This window comes from Bradyrhizobium sp. USDA 4354 (assembly GCF_054060315.1).
On record NZ_JBSSDC010000001.1, the window covers coordinates 741614 to 758379 of the forward strand.

Here is a 16766-nt window from a genome sequence, read left to right on the forward strand (position 1 = left end):
CATGAGCACCGATGCCGTCGCCCTAATCGGCTTCGTTTCCCTGTTTGTCCTGATGCTGCTGCGCGTGCCCGTGGGCATGGCCATGGGCCTCGTGGGCGTCTCCGGCTTCGCCTATCTGGTCAACGGGACGGCGGCGCTGAAACTGGTCGGCCAGACCTCGATGCGCACGGTCACTGACTACACCTTCGGCGTCATTCCGATGTTCCTGCTGATGGGCTCGTTCGTGTCCCATTCCGGCATGAGCCGCGAGCTGTTCCGCGCCGCCAACGGCTTTGTCGGGCACTTGCGCGGCGGGCTCGGCATCGCGACCGTCGGCGCCTGCGGCGGCTTTGCCGCGATCTGCGGCTCCTCGGTCGCGACCGCCGCGACCTTCTCCGCCGTCGCCTATCCCGAGATGCGGCGCTTCGGCTACCCGCAGTCCTTTGCCACCGGCGTGATCGCCGCCGGCGGCACGCTCGGCGCAATGCTGCCGCCCTCCACCGTGCTCGCCGTCTACGGCATCATCACCGAGCAGGACATCGGCAAGCTGTTCATCGCCGGCATCATCCCGGGTCTGCTGGCGATGACCATGTACATGATCACGATCGGCCTGATCGGTTATTTCCGCCCCGACTTCCTGCCCAAGGGCAAGGTGACACCGTGGCGCGAGCGCTTTGCGGGCCTGAAGGAGATCTGGGCGCCGGTGCTGCTGTTCGTGTTCGTCATCGGCGGCCTTTACGGCCTGCCCTTCCTGCCGCGCTTCACGCCGACGGAGGCCGGCGGCGTCGGCGCCACCGGCGCCTTCATCATTGGCGTGCTGACGGGCCGGCTCGACCGCGAGAAGGTGCTGGCCTCGCTGCTGCAGGCGACGCGCACTGCGGCTGCGGTGTTCACCGTGCTGATCGGCGCGCTGATCTTCGGCTATTTCCTCACGGTGACTCAGACGCCGCAGAAGGTGACGGAATTCCTGACCGGCCTCGGCCTCGGCCCCTACGGCGTGCTGGCGCTGATCATGGTGATGTATCTCGTGCTCGGCTGCCTGATGGACGCCATGGCGATGATCATCCTGACCGTGCCGATCATCTTCCCCGTCATCATGCATCTCGGCTTCGACCCGATCTGGTTCGGCGTCATCATCGTCATGACCGTCGAGCTCGGCCTGATCCATCCGCCGGTCGGCATGAACGTCTTCGTCATCAAAAGCGTGGTGAAGGACGTGTCATTCTCCACGATCTTCAAGGGCGTGATCCCGTTCGTGGCGACCGATCTCGTGCGCCTGGTGATTTTGATCGCCTTCCCGCTGCTGGCGACATGGCTGCCGACGCGGATGATGGCGCATTGATGAGGTGCAGCGATGACCACGCCGGCGTTAAAGACTAAATACATCTTCACCATCACCGCCCGCATCGGCGACGTCGTCACCGCCGGGGAAACCGGCATCGGCGTCCGCCGCATCATTCCGATCATCGGCGGCGAGGTGAAGGGCGCGGTCACCGGAAAAGTGCTCCCCTTCGGTGCCGACTTCCAGACCATCCGTCCCAACGAGCTGATCGATCTGGAGGCGAAATACGCCTTCGAGACCGACGATGGCGCAATCGTCTATGTCGAGAACAAGGGGCTCCGCTTCGGCCCGATCGAGCTCCTGCAAAAGCTCAAGCGCGGCGAGCCGGTCGATCCCAAGCTGATCTATTTCCGCACCGTGCCGCGGTTCGAGACCGGGCATGAGAAGTATCGCTGGCTGATGCAGCACATCTTCGTCGCCTCGGCCGCACGGCATGCCGACCGCGTGGTGATCGACGTGCATCAGGTGATGTGAGGGAACGACATAAGCCGTTCCAACCACTGCGCAAGGAACGCCGGGTAATCTCAGCTATACCTATTGTTTGCTCCCTGTGGTTCTTGCGCAGGGGGCGCGGGTACCAGCCGGCGCCTGGCTACCCTGTGAGCGTCTCGAGAGAGCTGTCTGGCATAACAGGGTGAAACGCACCGCGAGAAGGCGGACATGTGCCCGACGCGAGGTGAAAGTCGATCGCAATCCGGCTTTGACCCGGAGCTCGCCTGGTTTCAGGATGGTCCGGCGCAAGGTTGCGCAGACCGGGGGAGTGCCACCATGTCCCTTATGGCTTCCAGCGACTCGAGCCCGCAGCACCGCTTCGATCCTGCCGAAATGGGCGCTATTGCCCACCTCTACCGCGGCGAGGTCTATCGCTCGACGATCTGGCGAACGCGGCTCGACAACACCACCAACTGGGCGATCGTCACGATGGGGATCGCGCTGTCGACGACTTTTTCGAGCCCGGGGGCGTCGCCCCTGCCGCTCGTGCTCGTCGGCCTGCTGATCGCCGTGTTCCTCGCGATGGAGGCGAGGCGCTATCGCTATTTCAACGTCTGGCGAGCCCGCGCGCGCTGGCTGGAGAAGAATTTCTACGCCCCGATGTTCACGGGCGAAGCACACGACAATAGCTGGCAGGCCATTCTCGCGCGCGACTACACCGCGCCCCGTCACCACATCTCGTTCGTCCGCGCCGCAGGACGGCGGCTGCGTCGCAACTATGTTTGGATCCTCGTCATCCAGGCGGTCGCCTATTACGGCAAGATTGCCATCCATCCGACGCCGGCCGCGAACCTGGCGGAATTCGTCGATCGTGCCGCCGTCGGACCGGTTCCCGGCGGGATCGTCCTGATCATGGGCTTTGCCTACGATTTCGGCTGGCTGGCGTTTGCGCTCGGCACGCTGTGGCTCGACCAGCGCGAGCACGGCGCCAAGAGCGACGGAGTGGCGATGGGCTAGCGACGGGTATTGCGACGCCGACCCGGCGCGGCCGTCGCCACCGTGTCCTCGCCCTCTTGGGGCGGGAACGCTGCCCCTCCTTGACTCCCCCGAAATTCGTTATACAACATAACTATTCTGACAAGGACGCAAATGACACAGGGAAACGCCGAGACCGCGAACGCGGGCGCCTCCGGGCTACTCCGGATCGAGCGGGCGGACCGGGTTCTGACCGTGGGTCTGAACCGGCCGGCCAAGCGCAATGCGCTCAATGACGGCATCATCCTGGAAATCGGCGAGTGCTTTGCCTCCCTGCCGGAGGATATCGGCGCGGTCGTGATCCATGGCATCGGCGACCATTTCTCCTCAGGCCTCGACCTCTCCGAGCTGACCGAGCACGACGCGACCGGCGGCTTGCTCCATTCCCAGATGTGGCACCGGGTATTCGACCGCATCCAGTACAGCCGCGTGCCTGTCATCGCGGCGCTCCGGGGCGCGGTGATCGGCGGCGGGCTCGAGCTTGCCTGCGCCGCGCATATCCGCGTCGCCGAGCCCTCGACCTATTTCGCGCTGCCGGAGGGGCAGCGCGGCATCTTCGTCGGCGGCGGCGGCTCGGTGCGGCTGCCGCGGCTGATCGGCGTCGCCCGGATGATGGACATGATGCTGACGGGGCGCGTCTATAGCGCGACCGAGGGCGCGTCCTACGGCTTCGCGCAATATGTGACCGAGGCCGGCAATGGGCTCGGCAAGGCGCTGGAGCTTGCGGCCAAGGTGGCCTCCAACGCGCCGCTGACGAATTTCGCCGTGCTCCAGGCGCTGCCGATGATCGCGGAGGCCAATCCGCAGACCGGCCTCTTGATGGAATCGCTGATGGCGACCGTGGCACAGAGCGACAAAGAGGCAAAACGCAGGATCCGCGAATTCCTCGAGCACAAGACCGCGAAGGTGAAGCCGAAATCATGAGCGCGCAGCCGTCCTCTTCCAGCACGGAGCGCGGCGCGAGCACTTTCCCGCTGCGGCCGATCTCGTTCGGCGATCCCGCCGTCAACGTCGAGCGCCGCGACGACGGCACGATCTATCTCAGGCCCAAGCAGCCGCTCGGCGACTATCCCGTCCGCATCACCGACCGCCTCCATCATTGGGCGGCAACCACGCCCGATCGCGTCTTCATGGCCGAGCGCGAAGGCGGCCGCGGCTGGCGCAAGATCACCTATGCCGAGCTGCACACCGCGAGCCGGCACATCGCCTCCGCATTGATCCAGCGCGGCCTGTCGGCGGAGCGGCCGGTCGTGATTCTCTCCGGCAATTCGATTGACCATGCGCTGCTGGCCTTCGGCGCGTTCTATGCGGGCGTTCCGTTCTGCCCGGTGTCGCCGGCCTATTCGCTGGTGTCGAAGGATTACGGCAAGCTGTCTTACCTGATGAAGCTGCTCACGCCCGGCCTCGTCTTTGCCGAGGACGCCGACAAGTTCGCCGATGCGCTCGCCGCCAACGTCTCGCTCGGCACCGAGATCGCGGCATCCTATGGCACGGTGCCGGGCCGCGACGTCACCCTGCTCGCGGACTTGATGGCGACGCCGATCCGCGGCGATCTCGACGCGGTGCACGGCAGGATCGGCCCTGATACCATCGCGAAATTCCTGCTGACGTCGGGCTCGACCGGCAATCCCAAGGCGGTCATCAACACCCAGCGCATGATCTGCGCCAATCAGGTGATGCTGCGCGAGACGCTCGCCTTCCTCAAGGACGAGCCGCCCGTCATCATCGACTGGCTGCCCTGGAATCACACTTTTGGCGGCAACCACAATATCGGCCTGACGCTCTACAATGGCGGCTCGATGTATCTGGACGCCGGCAAGCCGGTGCCCGGCGGCATCGAGCAGACGGTGCGCAATCTCCAGGAGATCTCGCCGACGGTCTATTTCAACGTGCCGAAGGGCTACGAGTCGCTGCTGCCCTATCTGCGCGACGATCAGGGCCTGCGCGCAAAGTTCTTCGACCGGCTGCATGCGATGTTCTTCTCCGGCGCGGCGCTGTCGCCGTTCGTCTGGAACAGCCTCGACGAGCTCGCGGTGAAGGAGAAGGGCTATCGCGTGCCGATGCTGACGGGCCTTGGTGCGACCGAGACCGCGCCGTTCTTCATGTCGGTCAATCCGCGCACCAGCCGCTCCGGCCATGTCGGGCTCCCGGTGTCAGGCAATGACGCCAAGCTCGTGCCCAACAACGGCAAGCTGGAGGTCCGCGCCAAGGGGCCGAACGTGATGCCCGGCTACTGGCGCCAACCCGACATCACCGCGAAATCCTTCGACGAGGAGGGATTTTACAAGATGGGCGACGCGCTCAAGCCCGCCGATCCCAATGATCTCAATGCCGGCTTCGACTTCGACGGCCGCGTCAGCGAGGATTTCAAGCTCGCCAGCGGCACCTGGGTCAGCGTCGGTCCCTTGCGCGCGCGCCTCACCGCGGCCTGTGCGCCGCTGGTGCGCGACGTCGTCATCGCCGGCATCAATCGCGACGAGATCTCCGCGCTGGTCGTGCTCGATCTCGACGGCTGCCGGCTGATCAACCCGACGCTGCCGCCCGACGATCTCGTCGTCGCGACACGCGACCGGCTGGTGCGCGAGGCTTTCCGCGAGCGCCTGACCCACTTCCTGTCTTCGGCCACCGGCTCCTCGACGCGGATCACCCGCGCGATCCTGATGGATACGCCACTGTCGATCGACAAGGGCGAGGTCACCGACAAGGGCTCGATCAACCAGCGCGCGGTGCTCGAGCATCGCGGCGAGCTGATCGAGGAGCTCTACGCTGCCAATCCGTCGAACCGTGTGATATCGGTCGCCTAGGAAATCATCGCCAAAGGAGAACGCCATGTTGTTGAAGGATCAGGCAGCCATCGTCACCGGCGGCGCATCAGGACTTGGCGCTGCGACCGCTCGAAAACTGGCGGCGCAGGGCGCTAAGGTCGCGGTGTTCGATCTCAATGCCAAGCTCGCGGAGACCGTTGCCGCCGAGATCAAGGGCGTCGCGGTGACCTGCGACGTGTCCGATGCCGCTTCCGCCGAAGCGGCGATCGCGCAGGCGACCAAGGCCCATGGGCCGGCACGCGTGCTCGTCAATTGCGCCGGCATCGGCGTTGCCAAGCGCGTCGTCGGCCGCGACGGCCCGATGGCGCTTTCCGATTTCGACAAGGTGATCAAGGTCAACCTGATCGGCACCTTCAACATGCTGCGCCTTGCCGCGACCGAGATGTCCAAGCTGGAGCCGCAGGCAACCGGCGAGCGCGGCGTCATCATCAACACCGCCTCCGTCGCTGCCTATGACGGCCAGATCGGCCAGTCCGCCTATTCGGCCTCCAAGGGCGGCATCGTCGGCATGACGCTGCCGATCGCGCGCGAGCTGGCGCAGTTCGGCGTGCGCGTGCTGACCATCGCGCCCGGCCTGTTCCTGACGCCGCTGCTCGCCAACCTGCCTCAGGAAGCCCAGGACTCGCTCGCCGCCGCCATCCCCTTCCCGCGCCGGCTCGGCAATGCCGACGAGTTCGCCGCGCTCGCGCTGCACATGGTCGAGAATGCATATCTGAACGGCGAAGTGGTGCGCCTCGACGGCTCGCTGCGCATGGCGCCCAAGTAATCTTGTAGAGCAAGGCGCGACACATGTTCGTGAACCGGCGCGAGGTCCAGATCCAGTGGGGCGATTGCGACCCCGCCAACATCGTCTACTACCCGCGCTATTTCGCGATGTTCGACGATTCGACCTCGACGCTGTTCGAGGTCGCCGGATTCTCCAAGCAGGACCTGGTCCGCAAATACGGCCTGGTGGGCATCCCCATGGTCGACACGCGGGCCAAGTTCTACATCCCCTCGAGCTATGGCGACTGGATCACCATTGAAACGAAGATCGAGAGCATCAAGCGCTCGAGCTTCGAGGTGAAGCACAACGTCTACAAGGGCGAGGCGCTGGCGATCGAGGGGTTCGAGACCCGCGTCCTGGTCGGCCGCGATCCTGACAACCCCGACAAGCTGAAATCGGCGCCGTTTCCGCCGGAGATGGTCGCCAAATTCACGGGGAGTTAGGTCTGGAGCTAAATCGCCGCATCACCAAAAGAGGGGCTGAATTACCCCCCGATTTCTGCTTTCAAAGAACGACGTCAAGGGAGGAATAGATGAAACGCTTTTATTTGACCGCTGCCATCACCGCGGCCGCACTGGCGCTGCCGGCATTGCCTGCGCTGGCCCAGACCAGCGAAGTTACCATCGGCATCACCACCACCACGACCGGCCCGGGTGCCGCGCTCGGCATTCCCGAGCGCAACGCGCTGGAATTCGTGCCGAAGGAGATCGGCGGCGTGCCGCTGAAGGTGATCGTGCTCGACGATGGCGGCGATCCCACCACCGCGACCACCAACGCCCGCCGCTTCGTCACCGAATCCAAGGCCGACATCATCATGGGCTCGGCGCTGACGCCGCCGACGATCGCGGTCTCCAACGTCGCCAACGAAGCCGGCATCCCGCACTTTGGTCTTGCGCCCTTCCCGATCACGCCGGAGCGCATGAAGTGGTCGGTGGCGATGCCGCAGCCGATTCCGATCGTGGGCAAGGTGCTGTACGACCACATGAAGACCAAGGGCGTGAAGACGCTCGGCTATATCGGTTATTCCGACTCGTATGGCGATCTCTGGTTCAACGATTTGAAGGCGCAGGCCGTGCCGATGGGCATGACCATCGTCGACGAGGAGCGCTTCGCCCGCCCCGACACCTCGGTGACCGGACAGGTGCTGAAGCTCGTTGCCGCAAATCCCGACGCCATCCTGGTCGGCGCCTCCGGCACCGCGGCCGCGCTGCCGCAATCCGAGCTGCGTGAGCGCGGCTACAAGGGCCTGATCTACCAGACCCACGGCGCGGCCAGCATGGACTTCATCCGCATCGCCGGCAAAGCGGCCGAGGGCGTGCTGATGGCCTCGGGTCCCGTGATGGACCCCGAGGACCAGCCGGACACCGCGCTGACCAAGAAGCCGGGCCTCGCGCTCAACTCGGCCTATGAAGCCAAATACGGTCCGAACAGCCGCAGCCAGTTCGCCGGCCATTCCTATGATGCCTTCGAGATCCTGAAGCGCATCATTCCAACAGCGCTGAAAACCGCAAAACCCGGCACGCCGGAATTCCGCGAAGCGATCCGCCAGGCGCTGCTGTCGGAGAAGGAGCTGGCGGCGAGCCAGGGCGTCTACAACTTCACCGAAAAGGACCGCTACGGCCTCGACGACCGTTCGCGCATCCTGCTCACGGTGAAGGACGGCAAGTACACGCTGGTGAAGTAAGCGCAGCGAAAGTTCTGAGACGACGAGAGCCGGCCCCGATGGGCCGGCTCTTTGTTTGTGCTGCAAGGAACGAGCTGCGGCTCCACTGTCGCTGCGCCCCCTCTCCCGCTTGCAAGCGGGAGAGGTTACACCGAATCTGCCGATGCACCGGGGCCTAAGCCGCCTGCCGCAGCGGGGCCCAGGCGAACTCGGGGTAATAGGTATCCATCATGCGGTCGACAAAAGCGGTGAGGTTTGGAAATCCCTCGGCGCGCTCGCGCAAGGCCGATTCGAAGTATGGCGTCAGGATGCCGGCGAGCATGCCGAAGGCGGTGGCGTCGACGCCGCAGGGCTTGTTGCCCATCAGGTAGGGCTTGTCGCCGAGCTGCACCGACAGTGCAAACAGCGAGCGCACGGCGAGGTCGACATCGTCATCGGGTCCGTGGCGGCCGAGGCCGGAGAGCAGATAATTCTCGGCGACGCGGAACTGCGCATCCTCGCGCAGCTTCTCGCGATTGTGCTCCGGTGCGCCGTCGAAGAAGTGCGCGGGGCCCTTGGCGAAGTTGACCGGATCGACCCAGCGGGCGCCGACCAGCGCCCAATAGACGTGATGCTCGATCATGCGCTCGAACGCCCAGGCCTGCGCGCGCTCAGCCAAGGAGAGCCCGGCATCGAAATCGAAGCCGTAGCGACGCTCGATATGAGCGCGGATGAAGGTGGAATCGGCCACCGCCTCGCCGCCGTCGTCGATGAAGGGCAGCTGCCCCTTGGGCGAAGCGGGCGGCATCGCTCGCTCCTTCCGGTAAGGCAGCCCCGCCATCTTGAGCTGCACCTCCGTCTTGGTAACGAAAGGGCTGATTTCCGGCAGGCCGAAGCCGGCGCCAAAGCCGTAAAGCGTGATCATGCGAGCTCTCCTGAACCTGTCGAACGAGTTGAAGGAACCTACCTGCCGGCTGCTGCCACCATGGTGGCAGCAGCCGTGATATCTTCTGCGAAGCGGGCCCCTCGCCAGGCGCGGCCCATCACATGGCGGACCAGCGCCTCGGCGGCATGGACCAGCGAACGCGTCACGGCGGTGGCGAGCGCAAGGCGGAGGTCAACGACCGTGACATCAAGCGAAACGAGGCGGCTGAATGCCCAAGCCTGCCAGGCCTGCACCTGGAAAGCCTGGCTCCGCCACAACGGGCCGGCCGGGCCGAAATGGGTTGGAATGATCATGGACAAATCCTCTTCAGTCGATGTGTTGTCCCGGTATAGAACTCCCCTGCTGCCAACATCCTGTCAGCAGCCGCGCGCCGCCTTCTGAGAAAGACCACCGAGAAAAAGCAGCGATAAGAGACCTGTCATGAGACGCGCCGACCGGCTGTTTCAAATCATCCAGGTGCTGAGGCGCACGCGTAAGCCGCTGACGGCCGACGCGATCGCAGCCGAGCTCGAGACCTCGAAGCGCACCATCTATCGCGACATCGCAACCCTGATCGGCCAGCGCGTGCCGATCCGCGGCGAGGCCGGCATGGGTTACATCCTGGAAAAGGGCTTTGACCTCCCGCCGCTCATGCTGACACCCGACGAGATCGAGGCGGCGGTGCTGGGCGCGCAATGGGTCGCGGGCCACGCCGATTCCGCGCTGGCGCGCGCGGCCGAGGACTTGATGGCCAAGATCGCCGACACCGTGCCTGAGCGCCTGCGGCCCTTCGTGCTGGAGCCGGCGAGCCGGGCGCGGCCGAGTTGGAACAGGGAGCCGGACCGCCTGGACATGGCGCGCACCCGCACCCAGATCCACGAAGGCAAGAAGATCATACTGCGCTATCGCGACGAGCAAGGCCGCCCCAGCGAGCGCGTGATCTGGCCGATTTCGGTCGGCTATCTCGAAGCGGTGCGGCTGCTGGCGGCCTGGTGCGAGTTGCGCAGCGACTTCCGCAGCTTCCGCACCGACCGCGTGGTCGAGGCGACCTATCTCGACGAGAAATATCCGGAGCGGCGCGACGTGCTGCGCGCAAGATGGCGGCAGAGCCTGGTCTGGGGTCCGCCAAAGGATACGTGAGGACGATGGAAGAGATCGACCTGTCGAGCTGCTGCCAGGGTTGCGGCGCCTGCTGCGGCTATTCGCAGAACTGGCCGCGCTTCTCGATCGAGAGCGACGAGGAGCTTGCCGCGATTCCCGAAACGCTGGTCAACGCGCGCCAATCCGGCATGCGCTGCGAGGGTGATCGCTGCTCGGCCTTGCAGGGAGAGATCGGAAAGATGACGGCCTGCGGCATCTATGACGTGCGGCCGGAAGTGTGCCGCACCTGCATGCCGGGCGATGCCGAATGCGCGATGGCGCGGCGAAAGTTTGGACTGCCCGTGATCGAGGCCGCTTAAGCAGGAACCGCTTCGCTGATCTCGTCGTCGAGCTCGTCATCGAGCGGAGCGAGCACCGAGAGCGGCTTCGTCGACAGCGTGATCGGCTTGCGTCCGCCCGACAGCGACGGCGAGGATTTCGCCCTGCCTTCGCGCGACAGCGCGTAGAGTGTCGAGCCGACGCGGCCGCCGTTCTCGATCAGGTCGCGCTCGCTGCAGCTTGCTGCGATCGCGACCGCCAGCGAGTGCAAATGGCTGCGGCGGTAGCAGAACAGCGCCAACCTGGCGCGAACGTCAGGGGAAACACTCTCAACCAGCCTCGGCAGGCCACTCTCGCTGGCGCGGTACATCTCGCCAAGGAGCTCGTCGCGGACCGGGCAGAAATCGCCTTCAAAGGTGTCGCGGCTTGAAAACATTGCAGTTCTCCCTCGTGTGCGGAAGATGCAGCGCAATTCTCTAACGAAGGGTTAACCACGCCGGGCGGTAGTCACCCGGGGTCGTTGCGTCCTGGCCGCGAATCAGAGGGGCGGGCAGCTTCCCTGCGGCCATCCTTCGAGACGCCCGCCTTCGGCGGACCCTCAGGATGAGGTCTTAGTTCGCCGCGAAAGACCCTCATGGTGAGGAGCGCCGCCTCACGGCGCGTCTCGAACCATGAAGGCCGAGCAACCAGCCGCGGCTATCCTCAGTTCGCAGCCATGAAGATGGAGAGGCCGAAGCCGGTCAGGTGATGCAGCGCCTGGTCGACGCCGATCAGGGTCCAGAACCAGGGATGCGCGAGGTCGACGCCGAAATTGGCGGAGACGAATCCCTTGGCGCGGTCGATCGTGATGTGGATCACGAAATCAATGAAGGCCACGAACCAGAATTTTGGCGCCACGATCAGGATCAGGGGCAGCGCAACGGCAAGGTGGACCAGGCAGTGCACAAGAAGCGGCAGGGCCCAGCCATGCTTCTGGTCCTTGCCGTGCGCCATCCAGGCGGTCTGAAGCACGAAATCGGCGATGATGTGCTTGAAGGTGAGCAGCAACATCCAGCCAATGAGCGCTTCAACCGGAATCGCCGATGACATGGGTGGAAACGACAAGCTGACGCCCTCATTGACGTGACGAGAAGAATTGGAGCGTTCAGCGCAACTTCTTCTTGGACCGGTCAAATCGCCGGGACGCGTGATTTATGACATCTCCCGCGGCGGAATGCAGCCGGGGGGAACCGGAAAATCGCCAACTGTGGCTAACTGGTGATAGGATGACCAATCGCGGCGACCAGATCGAGTAAGGTTACCTTCGGCTCGAAATTTGCATTCCGCTACCCTCGCGCTATCATCGGCGATAGAGAATTTTGTTCTTTTTTTCAGGCGTTTACGAATTACAGGGCGCACGCTGCGCTTCCAAGCCACGCGCCGCCACCGAAGTATAAGGCCAGAGTGCTGCCATGAGTGCTGACGGCCCCACCGCATCGCCGACCGTGCCGCCGCCCCGGCGTCCCAAGGTGATCAAGACCAACCAGCAGCAGGTGTTCCTCTACGTCGTGCTGACGCTGCTGCTGTCGCTTGCCACCGTCTGGGCCGGCCGCACGCTGGTGCACAATTCGGAAACGCTCATCTTTGCCGTCGGTGGCCCCAACAGCGACGAGGCGCTGTTCGCCGCCAGGCTCGCCGCTCTTCTGAAGAACAACGCATCGCGCTTCCGGATCAAGATCGTCAACAACGCCGACAACGCCAGGGCGGTCGCCCAGTTCGACCGCAAGCAGGCCGACCTCGCCGTGCTGCGCACGGACTCCAAGGTGCCGCTGCCGGCGCGCACGCTCGCGATCCTCGAGCACGATCTCGTGCTCCTGCTCGCTCCCGGCAACAAGAAGATCAAGTCGCTCGCCGAGCTGAAGAAGAAGAAGATCGCTGTCGTCGCCGAGAACGAATCCTCGCTCGCTTTCGTCCGCAGCATCCTCGACGTTCCCGACGGCTCCGAGGCTGCGAAGATCCAGATGGCGCCGCAGGGCGCAACGCTCGACAAGCTGTTTGCGCCGTCAAACGGCTTCAGCGCGGCGATCGCCATCGTCCACGCTTCGAAGGCGGTGCGTGACAAATCCTATGAGCAGGTCGCCAAGCGCGGCGGCTTCACGCTGAACGCGATCGACGAGGCCAAGGCGCTGGCGCGCAAATTCCCGGGCATTTCCGACGAGACGCTGACAGCGGGCACATTGTCGACGTCGCCGCAAATTCCCGACGACGATCTCGACACGATCGGGCTCGAATGGCTCCTGGTCGCACAATCCAGGATGTCACCGACGACCGCCGGCGAGCTCGCGCGCACCATCTACGAGAACAAGTCCGCGCTCGGGCTCGACAACGGTTTCGCCACCAGGATAGAGCCGGCCTCCGTCGAGAAGGATGCCTTCGTGATCGCGCATCGGGGCGCCGCCGATTACATCAACGACGACACCAAGTCGTTCATGGATAAGTACAGCGACTTGATGTATCTGGGCGCCGCCGCGCTCAGCGTCATCGGCTCGATCTTCGCAGCGATCTACGCCAAGATCACCCGCATCGCGCCGGAGAAAGCCAGCGAGCTCTCGACCGCCATCCTCGACATCGGCGAGCGGATCGAGCACGCCCACTCGCTGGATCAGCTCGAATGTCTGCAGGACGAGCTCGAGGCCATCTTGCGCGGCGCCGTTATCGGCCTCAGAGACGGCACGATCAGCACCGACGGGCTCGACACCTTCAAGCTCGGCTACGAATTCGTCCGCGACGAGATCGGCATGCGCCGTGACTATCTGAAACGTCATGCCAGCGAAGCTGAAAAGACGGTGCGCGATGCCGGCCCGGCCCAGCCGGACGACAGCAATGTCGTGGTGGTGAAGACCGCCCAAAGCGCCTGATCGCAGCGTCGCGCAACCACCACCCCTCGTGTCCCGGACAAGCTGCAATGCCGAAGGCGTTGCAGCGCCGAGCCGGGACCCAGGAACCCACACTATGCGCTGCCGCATGGGCCCCGGCTCTGCGGCGCATTACTACGTGCTGCGCCGCGTCCGGGGCACGACACTGAGGCTATGACCGCCCGCCCAATCCGTAAGCCAGCTGGCTGGAACCGTCGCGATCAGCAACCGTTGGTTCCCTGTTACAGCCGGAGAACGCGGCATGCGTGCACTCCTCATCATCCTCCTTCTGGCAATGCTGGCGGCGGCCGGCTACTTCGCCTATTCCGCAATGGCGGTCGAAGGTGAGCCGATCCCGACGGAAGGCTATGTGGCACTGGCGCTGGGCGCAGGGTTTTCCGTCATCGTCGGCGTCGGGCTGATGGTGCTGCTGTTCTTCAGCAGCCGCCGCGGCTACGACGAGCCGCCACATTTCGGGTAGGCAATCCGCCAACGACGGCGGCACGAACGGCAGCACCGGCGCAGCGGCGCCGGCAAAACGGCCTGCACCGTCGTTGACGGCCTCCGCCCGGGCGGGCACTTTGGCGCCGACGTCCCAACCGGGGCCTCGAGACTTGCCCCGAGACCGAATAGCCTTCCCGCATGTCCAAGCCGCTGATCTCCGCTCTGGCCCAATTCGCGGCCGCCACGGCCGGCCGCAACATGACCAAGGCGGCCTATGTCGCGGTGATCGTCGGCGTGCTCAGCATGGTGTTGCTGACGGACAACCGGGCCAGAGAGGCGTGGGGCTGGGTCGATGCCCTGCTCTGGACCTGCCTCGCCTATTTCGTGTTCGAATGGCTGGTGCGGCTGCGCCACATGGCGCGGCAGGGGCGGCTTTCGCTCTATGTGTCCTCCTCCGCCGGCATCGTCGACGCGATCGGGGCGCTGGCCGTGCCGGTCGCGCTTCTCCTCGGCGTCGAGCCGAGGACGGCCTGGCTGCTCAGCGTGCTCTGGGTTCTGAAGGTGGTGCCGGGCATTCCCGGCCTGCGGCAGCTTCGCCGCGTGCTGGTGCTGGAATCGGGGCCGCTGGTCAGCGTGCTCGTGATCTTCCTGATGGTGGTCTTCCTCGCTTCCGTCGCCGAATATTTCCTGGAGCGGGACGTGCAGCCGCAAACCTTCGGCAGCGTGCCGGCCGCGCTGTGGTGGGCGGTGGTGACCCTGACGACGACGGGCTATGGCGACGTCGTGCCCGTCACGCCGCTCGGGCGCGTGGTGGCAGCCCTGGTGATGATCTCCGGCCTCGGCGTGTTCGGCCTCTGGACCGGCATCCTGGCGACCGGATTTGCCGCGGAGACCCGGCGCGACAACTTCCTCAAGACCTGGGAGTCCGTCAGCAAGGTGCCGTTCTTCGCGACCCTGGGCCCCGCGGCCATCGCCGACGTCACCCACATGCTGCGCACCATTGAGCTGCCGGCGCGCACCACGATCATCCGCAAAGGTACGCAGGGCGACTGCATGTATTTCATTGCCGCCGGCGAGGTCGAGGTCGATCTGCCCGGCAAGAAGGTGCAGCTCGGCGAAGGCGCCTTTTTCGGCGAGATGGCGCTGCTCGGCAACAACAAGCGCGGGGCCAATGTCTCGACCACACACCACGAAAGTGTCACGGCTTCTGGTGCTCGACCTCGTCGATTTCCGCGTGCTGATGGCGCGGCATCCCGATCTCGCCGAGACCATCGACGCGGAAGCAAAACGGCGTGCGCTCGAAAACAAGTAATGGAGACAAGAATGTCGGACACAGCCGACGCAGCATCCAATCCCCTGCTCGAACTCACCGGTGCCCGCGCCACCATCCGCCTCAACCGGCCGAAGCATCTCAATCGGCTCCAGGCGGAGGATCTCGGCGAGTTGACAAGACTGTTCGACCGCGTCGAGGCCGATCCCGATATTCGCGTGCTGGTGCTGACCGGCACCGGGCGCGCCTTCTCCGCGGGCTACGATCTCAATTCGGTGGCGGAGCGCGCGGTCAGCGCGAGCGAGCAGCAAAGCGCGGGCTCGGCCTTCGAGGTGGTCGTCAACCGGCTCGAGGATCTCGGCGTGCCGACGATCTGCCGGCTCAACGGCGGCGTCTATGGCGGCTCGACCGACCTGGCGCTCGCCTGCGATTTCCGCATTGGCGTCGACACCGCGGACATGTTCATGCCGGCGGCGCGGCTTGGGCTGCATTACTACCCGAGCGGCATCAAGCGCTACGTGACCCGCCTCGGCGTGGACAATGCGAAGAAGCTGTTCCTGACCGCCACGAGGATCAGCGCGCCGGAGATGCTGCGCATCGGCTATCTCACCGCGATGGTGCCGGAGGAATTCCTGGACGAGGAAGTCGACAAGCTCGCTGCGATCCTCGCCGGCAACGCCCCACAGGCGATGCGCGGCATGAAGCGCGCGATCAACGAGTTCGCCCGCGGCGAGCTCGATGAACCCGCCGCCGACCAGCGCCACCGCGACAGCATGCGCAGCGACGAGATCAAGGAAGGCATCAAGGCGTTCGCGGAGAAGCGGGCGCCGCGGTTTTGAGGGGGCGGTCGGTCTGTAGACGAGCGCGCCTCACACTCCGCCGTCGTCCCGGACAGTCGCAGCGAAGCGGAGCGCCAATCCGGGATCCATAGCCGCAGGGAGTTGCTGTAGCGCAGAGCTGGCAACTCCGAGTCTTCGCCAAACTCCACCCTGTGGTTATGGGTCCCGGGTCTGCGCTTGCGCTTGCCCGGGACGACAGCGGAGATTGAGGCACGCGCCGCCTACCCGCCAGCCGCAGCCGCATGCTGCGCGGCCATCTCCGCATCCGCCGCGGTGATGCGCTGGAACGCCGGGCGCGCGGTCATGCGCTCGGCATAGCGGACGAACACGTCCTTCTTCGGCACGATGCCGAACATCATGGTCCAGCTGAACGCGACGCCCCACAACACGTCCGCAGCCGTCATGCGCTCGCCGAGCAGATACGGGCCCTTCGACAGCTGCACCTCCAGCGCACCGAGCATTGTATCGTAATCCGCATAAGGCGATTGCGTGATCGGCGCCGGCTCACGCTGCATGAACCTGTCGATCAGGGCCGGCTCGAACGATGCGCCGTAATAGGCGATCCAGCGCAGGTAAGGGCCGCGTAAGGAGTCGTTCAGGGCGGGCGTGAGGCCGGCCTGCGGAAACAGGTCGGCGAGATAGATGGTGATGGCGACCTGCTCCGTCACCAGCGCCTCGCCGTGGCGGATCGCCGGCACCTTGCCGAGCGGGTTGATGGCGAGATAGGCGGGCTTACGCTGCTCGCCAGCTTTCATGTTGAGGACGTGGAGATCGTAAGGAGCCCCCAGCTCCTCCAGCAGCACCCGCGTGCCGGTGGCTCGCGTCTGCGGCGAATAGTACAGCGTGATGCGGTTCGGATCGGTCATGGCGGGACTCCCATCTAACCTCTTGGCGATGGCGCAGCTTGTAGCGGACCATACCTGACATCTTCTGTCAGGTATGGTTTAAGGGGAT

The 16766-nt window shown here is 64.9% G+C and carries 18 protein-coding genes and 1 pseudogene; 14 read left to right on the plus strand and 5 right to left on the minus strand.

Annotated features, from left to right (window positions below):
- The first annotated feature begins 1 nt into the window (after position 1).
- From ACVIIV_RS03540 to ACVIIV_RS03575, 8 genes are all read left to right on the plus strand, one after another.
- Positions 2–1321 carry a TRAP transporter large permease gene (locus tag ACVIIV_RS03540; protein WP_456742934.1) on the plus strand — a complete coding sequence of 440 codons (1320 nt, stop codon included), beginning with the start codon at positions 2–4 and terminating at the stop codon, positions 1319–1321.
- Positions 1322–1333: 12 nt separating this feature from the next.
- Positions 1334–1795, plus strand: coding sequence for a DUF3237 domain-containing protein (locus tag ACVIIV_RS03545; RefSeq protein WP_456742935.1), 462 nt, complete (start codon positions 1334–1336; stop codon positions 1793–1795).
- 294 nt (positions 1796–2089) lie between these two features.
- A complete protein-coding gene (locus ACVIIV_RS03550) occupies positions 2090–2770 on the plus strand; it encodes a DUF2270 domain-containing protein (RefSeq protein ID WP_456742936.1) in 681 nt (226 codons plus the stop codon).
- 132 nt (positions 2771–2902) lie between these two features.
- Positions 2903–3712 (plus strand): crotonase/enoyl-CoA hydratase family protein, encoded by an 810-nt coding sequence (locus tag ACVIIV_RS03555; RefSeq protein WP_456742937.1) that lies wholly within the window; start codon positions 2903–2905, stop codon positions 3710–3712.
- Entirely contained in the window at positions 3709–5592 is a 1884-nt protein-coding gene (locus tag ACVIIV_RS03560; protein WP_456742938.1) for a feruloyl-CoA synthase, read from the plus strand. Before ACVIIV_RS03555 ends, ACVIIV_RS03560 begins: the two co-directional genes overlap by 4 nt.
- 25 nt (positions 5593–5617) lie before the next feature.
- Entirely contained in the window at positions 5618–6379 is a 762-nt protein-coding gene (locus ACVIIV_RS03565; protein ID WP_456742939.1) for an SDR family NAD(P)-dependent oxidoreductase, read from the plus strand.
- Between the two features lie 23 nt (positions 6380–6402).
- Positions 6403–6822 (plus strand): acyl-CoA thioesterase, encoded by a 420-nt coding sequence (locus tag ACVIIV_RS03570; RefSeq protein WP_456742940.1) that lies wholly within the window; start codon positions 6403–6405, stop codon positions 6820–6822.
- An 89-nt stretch (positions 6823–6911) separates the two neighbouring features.
- Positions 6912–8063, plus strand: a complete 1152-nt coding sequence (locus ACVIIV_RS03575; RefSeq protein ID WP_456742941.1) for an ABC transporter substrate-binding protein — start codon at positions 6912–6914, stop codon at positions 8061–8063.
- A gap of 154 nt (positions 8064–8217) precedes the next feature.
- Here ACVIIV_RS03575 and ACVIIV_RS03580 read toward each other — a convergent pair whose 3' ends face one another.
- Together ACVIIV_RS03580 and ACVIIV_RS03585 are read right to left on the minus strand one after the other, a co-directional pair.
- Positions 8218–8946 carry a glutathione S-transferase family protein gene (locus tag ACVIIV_RS03580; RefSeq protein ID WP_456742942.1) on the minus strand — a complete coding sequence of 243 codons (729 nt, stop codon included), beginning with the start codon at positions 8944–8946 and terminating at the stop codon, positions 8218–8220.
- A gap of 38 nt (positions 8947–8984) precedes the next feature.
- Positions 8985–9260, minus strand: a complete 276-nt coding sequence (locus ACVIIV_RS03585) for a hypothetical protein (RefSeq protein WP_456742943.1) — start codon at positions 9258–9260, stop codon at positions 8985–8987.
- A gap of 127 nt (positions 9261–9387) precedes the next feature.
- Between ACVIIV_RS03585 and ACVIIV_RS03590 the strand changes: the two genes are divergently transcribed.
- Together ACVIIV_RS03590 and ACVIIV_RS03595 are read left to right on the plus strand one after the other, a co-directional pair.
- A complete protein-coding gene (locus tag ACVIIV_RS03590) occupies positions 9388–10086 on the plus strand; it encodes a helix-turn-helix transcriptional regulator (RefSeq protein WP_456742944.1) in 699 nt (232 codons plus the stop codon).
- Between the two features lie 5 nt (positions 10087–10091).
- Positions 10092–10406, plus strand: coding sequence for a YkgJ family cysteine cluster protein (locus tag ACVIIV_RS03595; protein ID WP_212372286.1), 315 nt, complete (start codon positions 10092–10094; stop codon positions 10404–10406).
- On the opposite strand, the gene ACVIIV_RS03600 is transcribed toward ACVIIV_RS03595, so the two are convergent.
- Positions 10403–10801: a hypothetical protein gene (locus ACVIIV_RS03600; protein ID WP_456742945.1), complete on the minus strand. Its 399-nt coding sequence runs from the start codon at positions 10799–10801 to the stop codon at positions 10403–10405. The two genes, ACVIIV_RS03595 and ACVIIV_RS03600, sit on opposite strands and share 4 nt — an antisense overlap.
- A 266-nt stretch (positions 10802–11067) precedes the next feature.
- The gene (locus ACVIIV_RS03605) at positions 11068–11415 is read right to left on the minus strand and encodes a DUF3307 domain-containing protein (protein WP_049820470.1); all 348 of its coding nucleotides are present in this window, start codon (positions 11413–11415) and stop codon (positions 11068–11070) included.
- Positions 11416–11816: 401 nt separating this feature from the next.
- Here ACVIIV_RS03605 and ACVIIV_RS03610 point away from each other — a divergent pair, with 401 nt between their 5' ends.
- From ACVIIV_RS03610 to ACVIIV_RS03625, 4 genes and pseudogenes are all read left to right on the plus strand, one after another.
- Complete coding sequence (locus ACVIIV_RS03610; protein ID WP_456742946.1) at positions 11817–13262, plus strand: TAXI family TRAP transporter solute-binding subunit; 1446 nt, start codon at positions 11817–11819, stop codon at positions 13260–13262.
- A 259-nt stretch (positions 13263–13521) separates the two neighbouring features.
- Positions 13522–13740 carry a hypothetical protein gene (locus ACVIIV_RS03615; RefSeq protein ID WP_456742947.1) on the plus strand — a complete coding sequence of 73 codons (219 nt, stop codon included), beginning with the start codon at positions 13522–13524 and terminating at the stop codon, positions 13738–13740.
- A gap of 161 nt (positions 13741–13901) precedes the next feature.
- Positions 13902–15015: pseudogene (locus ACVIIV_RS03620) on the plus strand (cyclic nucleotide-gated ion channel).
- A gap of 11 nt (positions 15016–15026) precedes the next feature.
- A complete protein-coding gene (locus tag ACVIIV_RS03625) occupies positions 15027–15812 on the plus strand; it encodes an enoyl-CoA hydratase/isomerase family protein (protein ID WP_456742948.1) in 786 nt (261 codons plus the stop codon).
- A 221-nt stretch (positions 15813–16033) separates the two neighbouring features.
- Here the strand turns inward: ACVIIV_RS03625 and ACVIIV_RS03630 are convergent, their stop codons facing one another.
- Positions 16034–16678, minus strand: coding sequence for a glutathione S-transferase family protein (locus tag ACVIIV_RS03630; RefSeq protein WP_456742949.1), 645 nt, complete (start codon positions 16676–16678; stop codon positions 16034–16036).
- Positions 16679–16766 lie beyond the last annotated feature (88 nt).

What these genes read in the sequence shown, in the direction of transcription:
- ACVIIV_RS03540 (WP_456742934.1), top strand. Translation starts at nt 2, where the DNA reads ATGAGCACCGATGCCGTCGCCCTAATCGGCTTCGTTTCCCTGTTTGTC.
- ACVIIV_RS03545 (WP_456742935.1), top strand. Translation starts at nt 1,334, where the DNA reads ATGACCACGCCGGCGTTAAAGACTAAATACATCTTCACCATCACCGCC.
- ACVIIV_RS03550 (WP_456742936.1), top strand. Translation starts at nt 2,090, where the DNA reads ATGTCCCTTATGGCTTCCAGCGACTCGAGCCCGCAGCACCGCTTCGAT.
- ACVIIV_RS03555 (WP_456742937.1), top strand. Translation starts at nt 2,903, where the DNA reads ATGACACAGGGAAACGCCGAGACCGCGAACGCGGGCGCCTCCGGGCTA.
- ACVIIV_RS03560 (WP_456742938.1), top strand. Translation starts at nt 3,709, where the DNA reads ATGAGCGCGCAGCCGTCCTCTTCCAGCACGGAGCGCGGCGCGAGCACT.
- ACVIIV_RS03565 (WP_456742939.1), top strand. Translation starts at nt 5,618, where the DNA reads ATGTTGTTGAAGGATCAGGCAGCCATCGTCACCGGCGGCGCATCAGGA.
- ACVIIV_RS03570 (WP_456742940.1), top strand. Translation starts at nt 6,403, where the DNA reads ATGTTCGTGAACCGGCGCGAGGTCCAGATCCAGTGGGGCGATTGCGAC.
- ACVIIV_RS03575 (WP_456742941.1), top strand. Translation starts at nt 6,912, where the DNA reads ATGAAACGCTTTTATTTGACCGCTGCCATCACCGCGGCCGCACTGGCG.
- ACVIIV_RS03580 (WP_456742942.1), bottom strand. Translation starts at nt 8,946, where the DNA reads ATGATCACGCTTTACGGCTTTGGCGCCGGCTTCGGCCTGCCGGAAATC.
- ACVIIV_RS03585 (WP_456742943.1), bottom strand. Translation starts at nt 9,260, where the DNA reads ATGATCATTCCAACCCATTTCGGCCCGGCCGGCCCGTTGTGGCGGAGC.
- ACVIIV_RS03590 (WP_456742944.1), top strand. Translation starts at nt 9,388, where the DNA reads ATGAGACGCGCCGACCGGCTGTTTCAAATCATCCAGGTGCTGAGGCGC.
- ACVIIV_RS03595 (WP_212372286.1), top strand. Translation starts at nt 10,092, where the DNA reads ATGGAAGAGATCGACCTGTCGAGCTGCTGCCAGGGTTGCGGCGCCTGC.
- ACVIIV_RS03600 (WP_456742945.1), bottom strand. Translation starts at nt 10,801, where the DNA reads ATGTTTTCAAGCCGCGACACCTTTGAAGGCGATTTCTGCCCGGTCCGC.
- ACVIIV_RS03605 (WP_049820470.1), bottom strand. Translation starts at nt 11,415, where the DNA reads ATGTTGCTGCTCACCTTCAAGCACATCATCGCCGATTTCGTGCTTCAG.
- ACVIIV_RS03610 (WP_456742946.1), top strand. Translation starts at nt 11,817, where the DNA reads ATGAGTGCTGACGGCCCCACCGCATCGCCGACCGTGCCGCCGCCCCGG.
- ACVIIV_RS03615 (WP_456742947.1), top strand. Translation starts at nt 13,522, where the DNA reads ATGCGTGCACTCCTCATCATCCTCCTTCTGGCAATGCTGGCGGCGGCC.
- ACVIIV_RS03625 (WP_456742948.1), top strand. Translation starts at nt 15,027, where the DNA reads ATGTCGGACACAGCCGACGCAGCATCCAATCCCCTGCTCGAACTCACC.
- ACVIIV_RS03630 (WP_456742949.1), bottom strand. Translation starts at nt 16,678, where the DNA reads ATGACCGATCCGAACCGCATCACGCTGTACTATTCGCCGCAGACGCGA.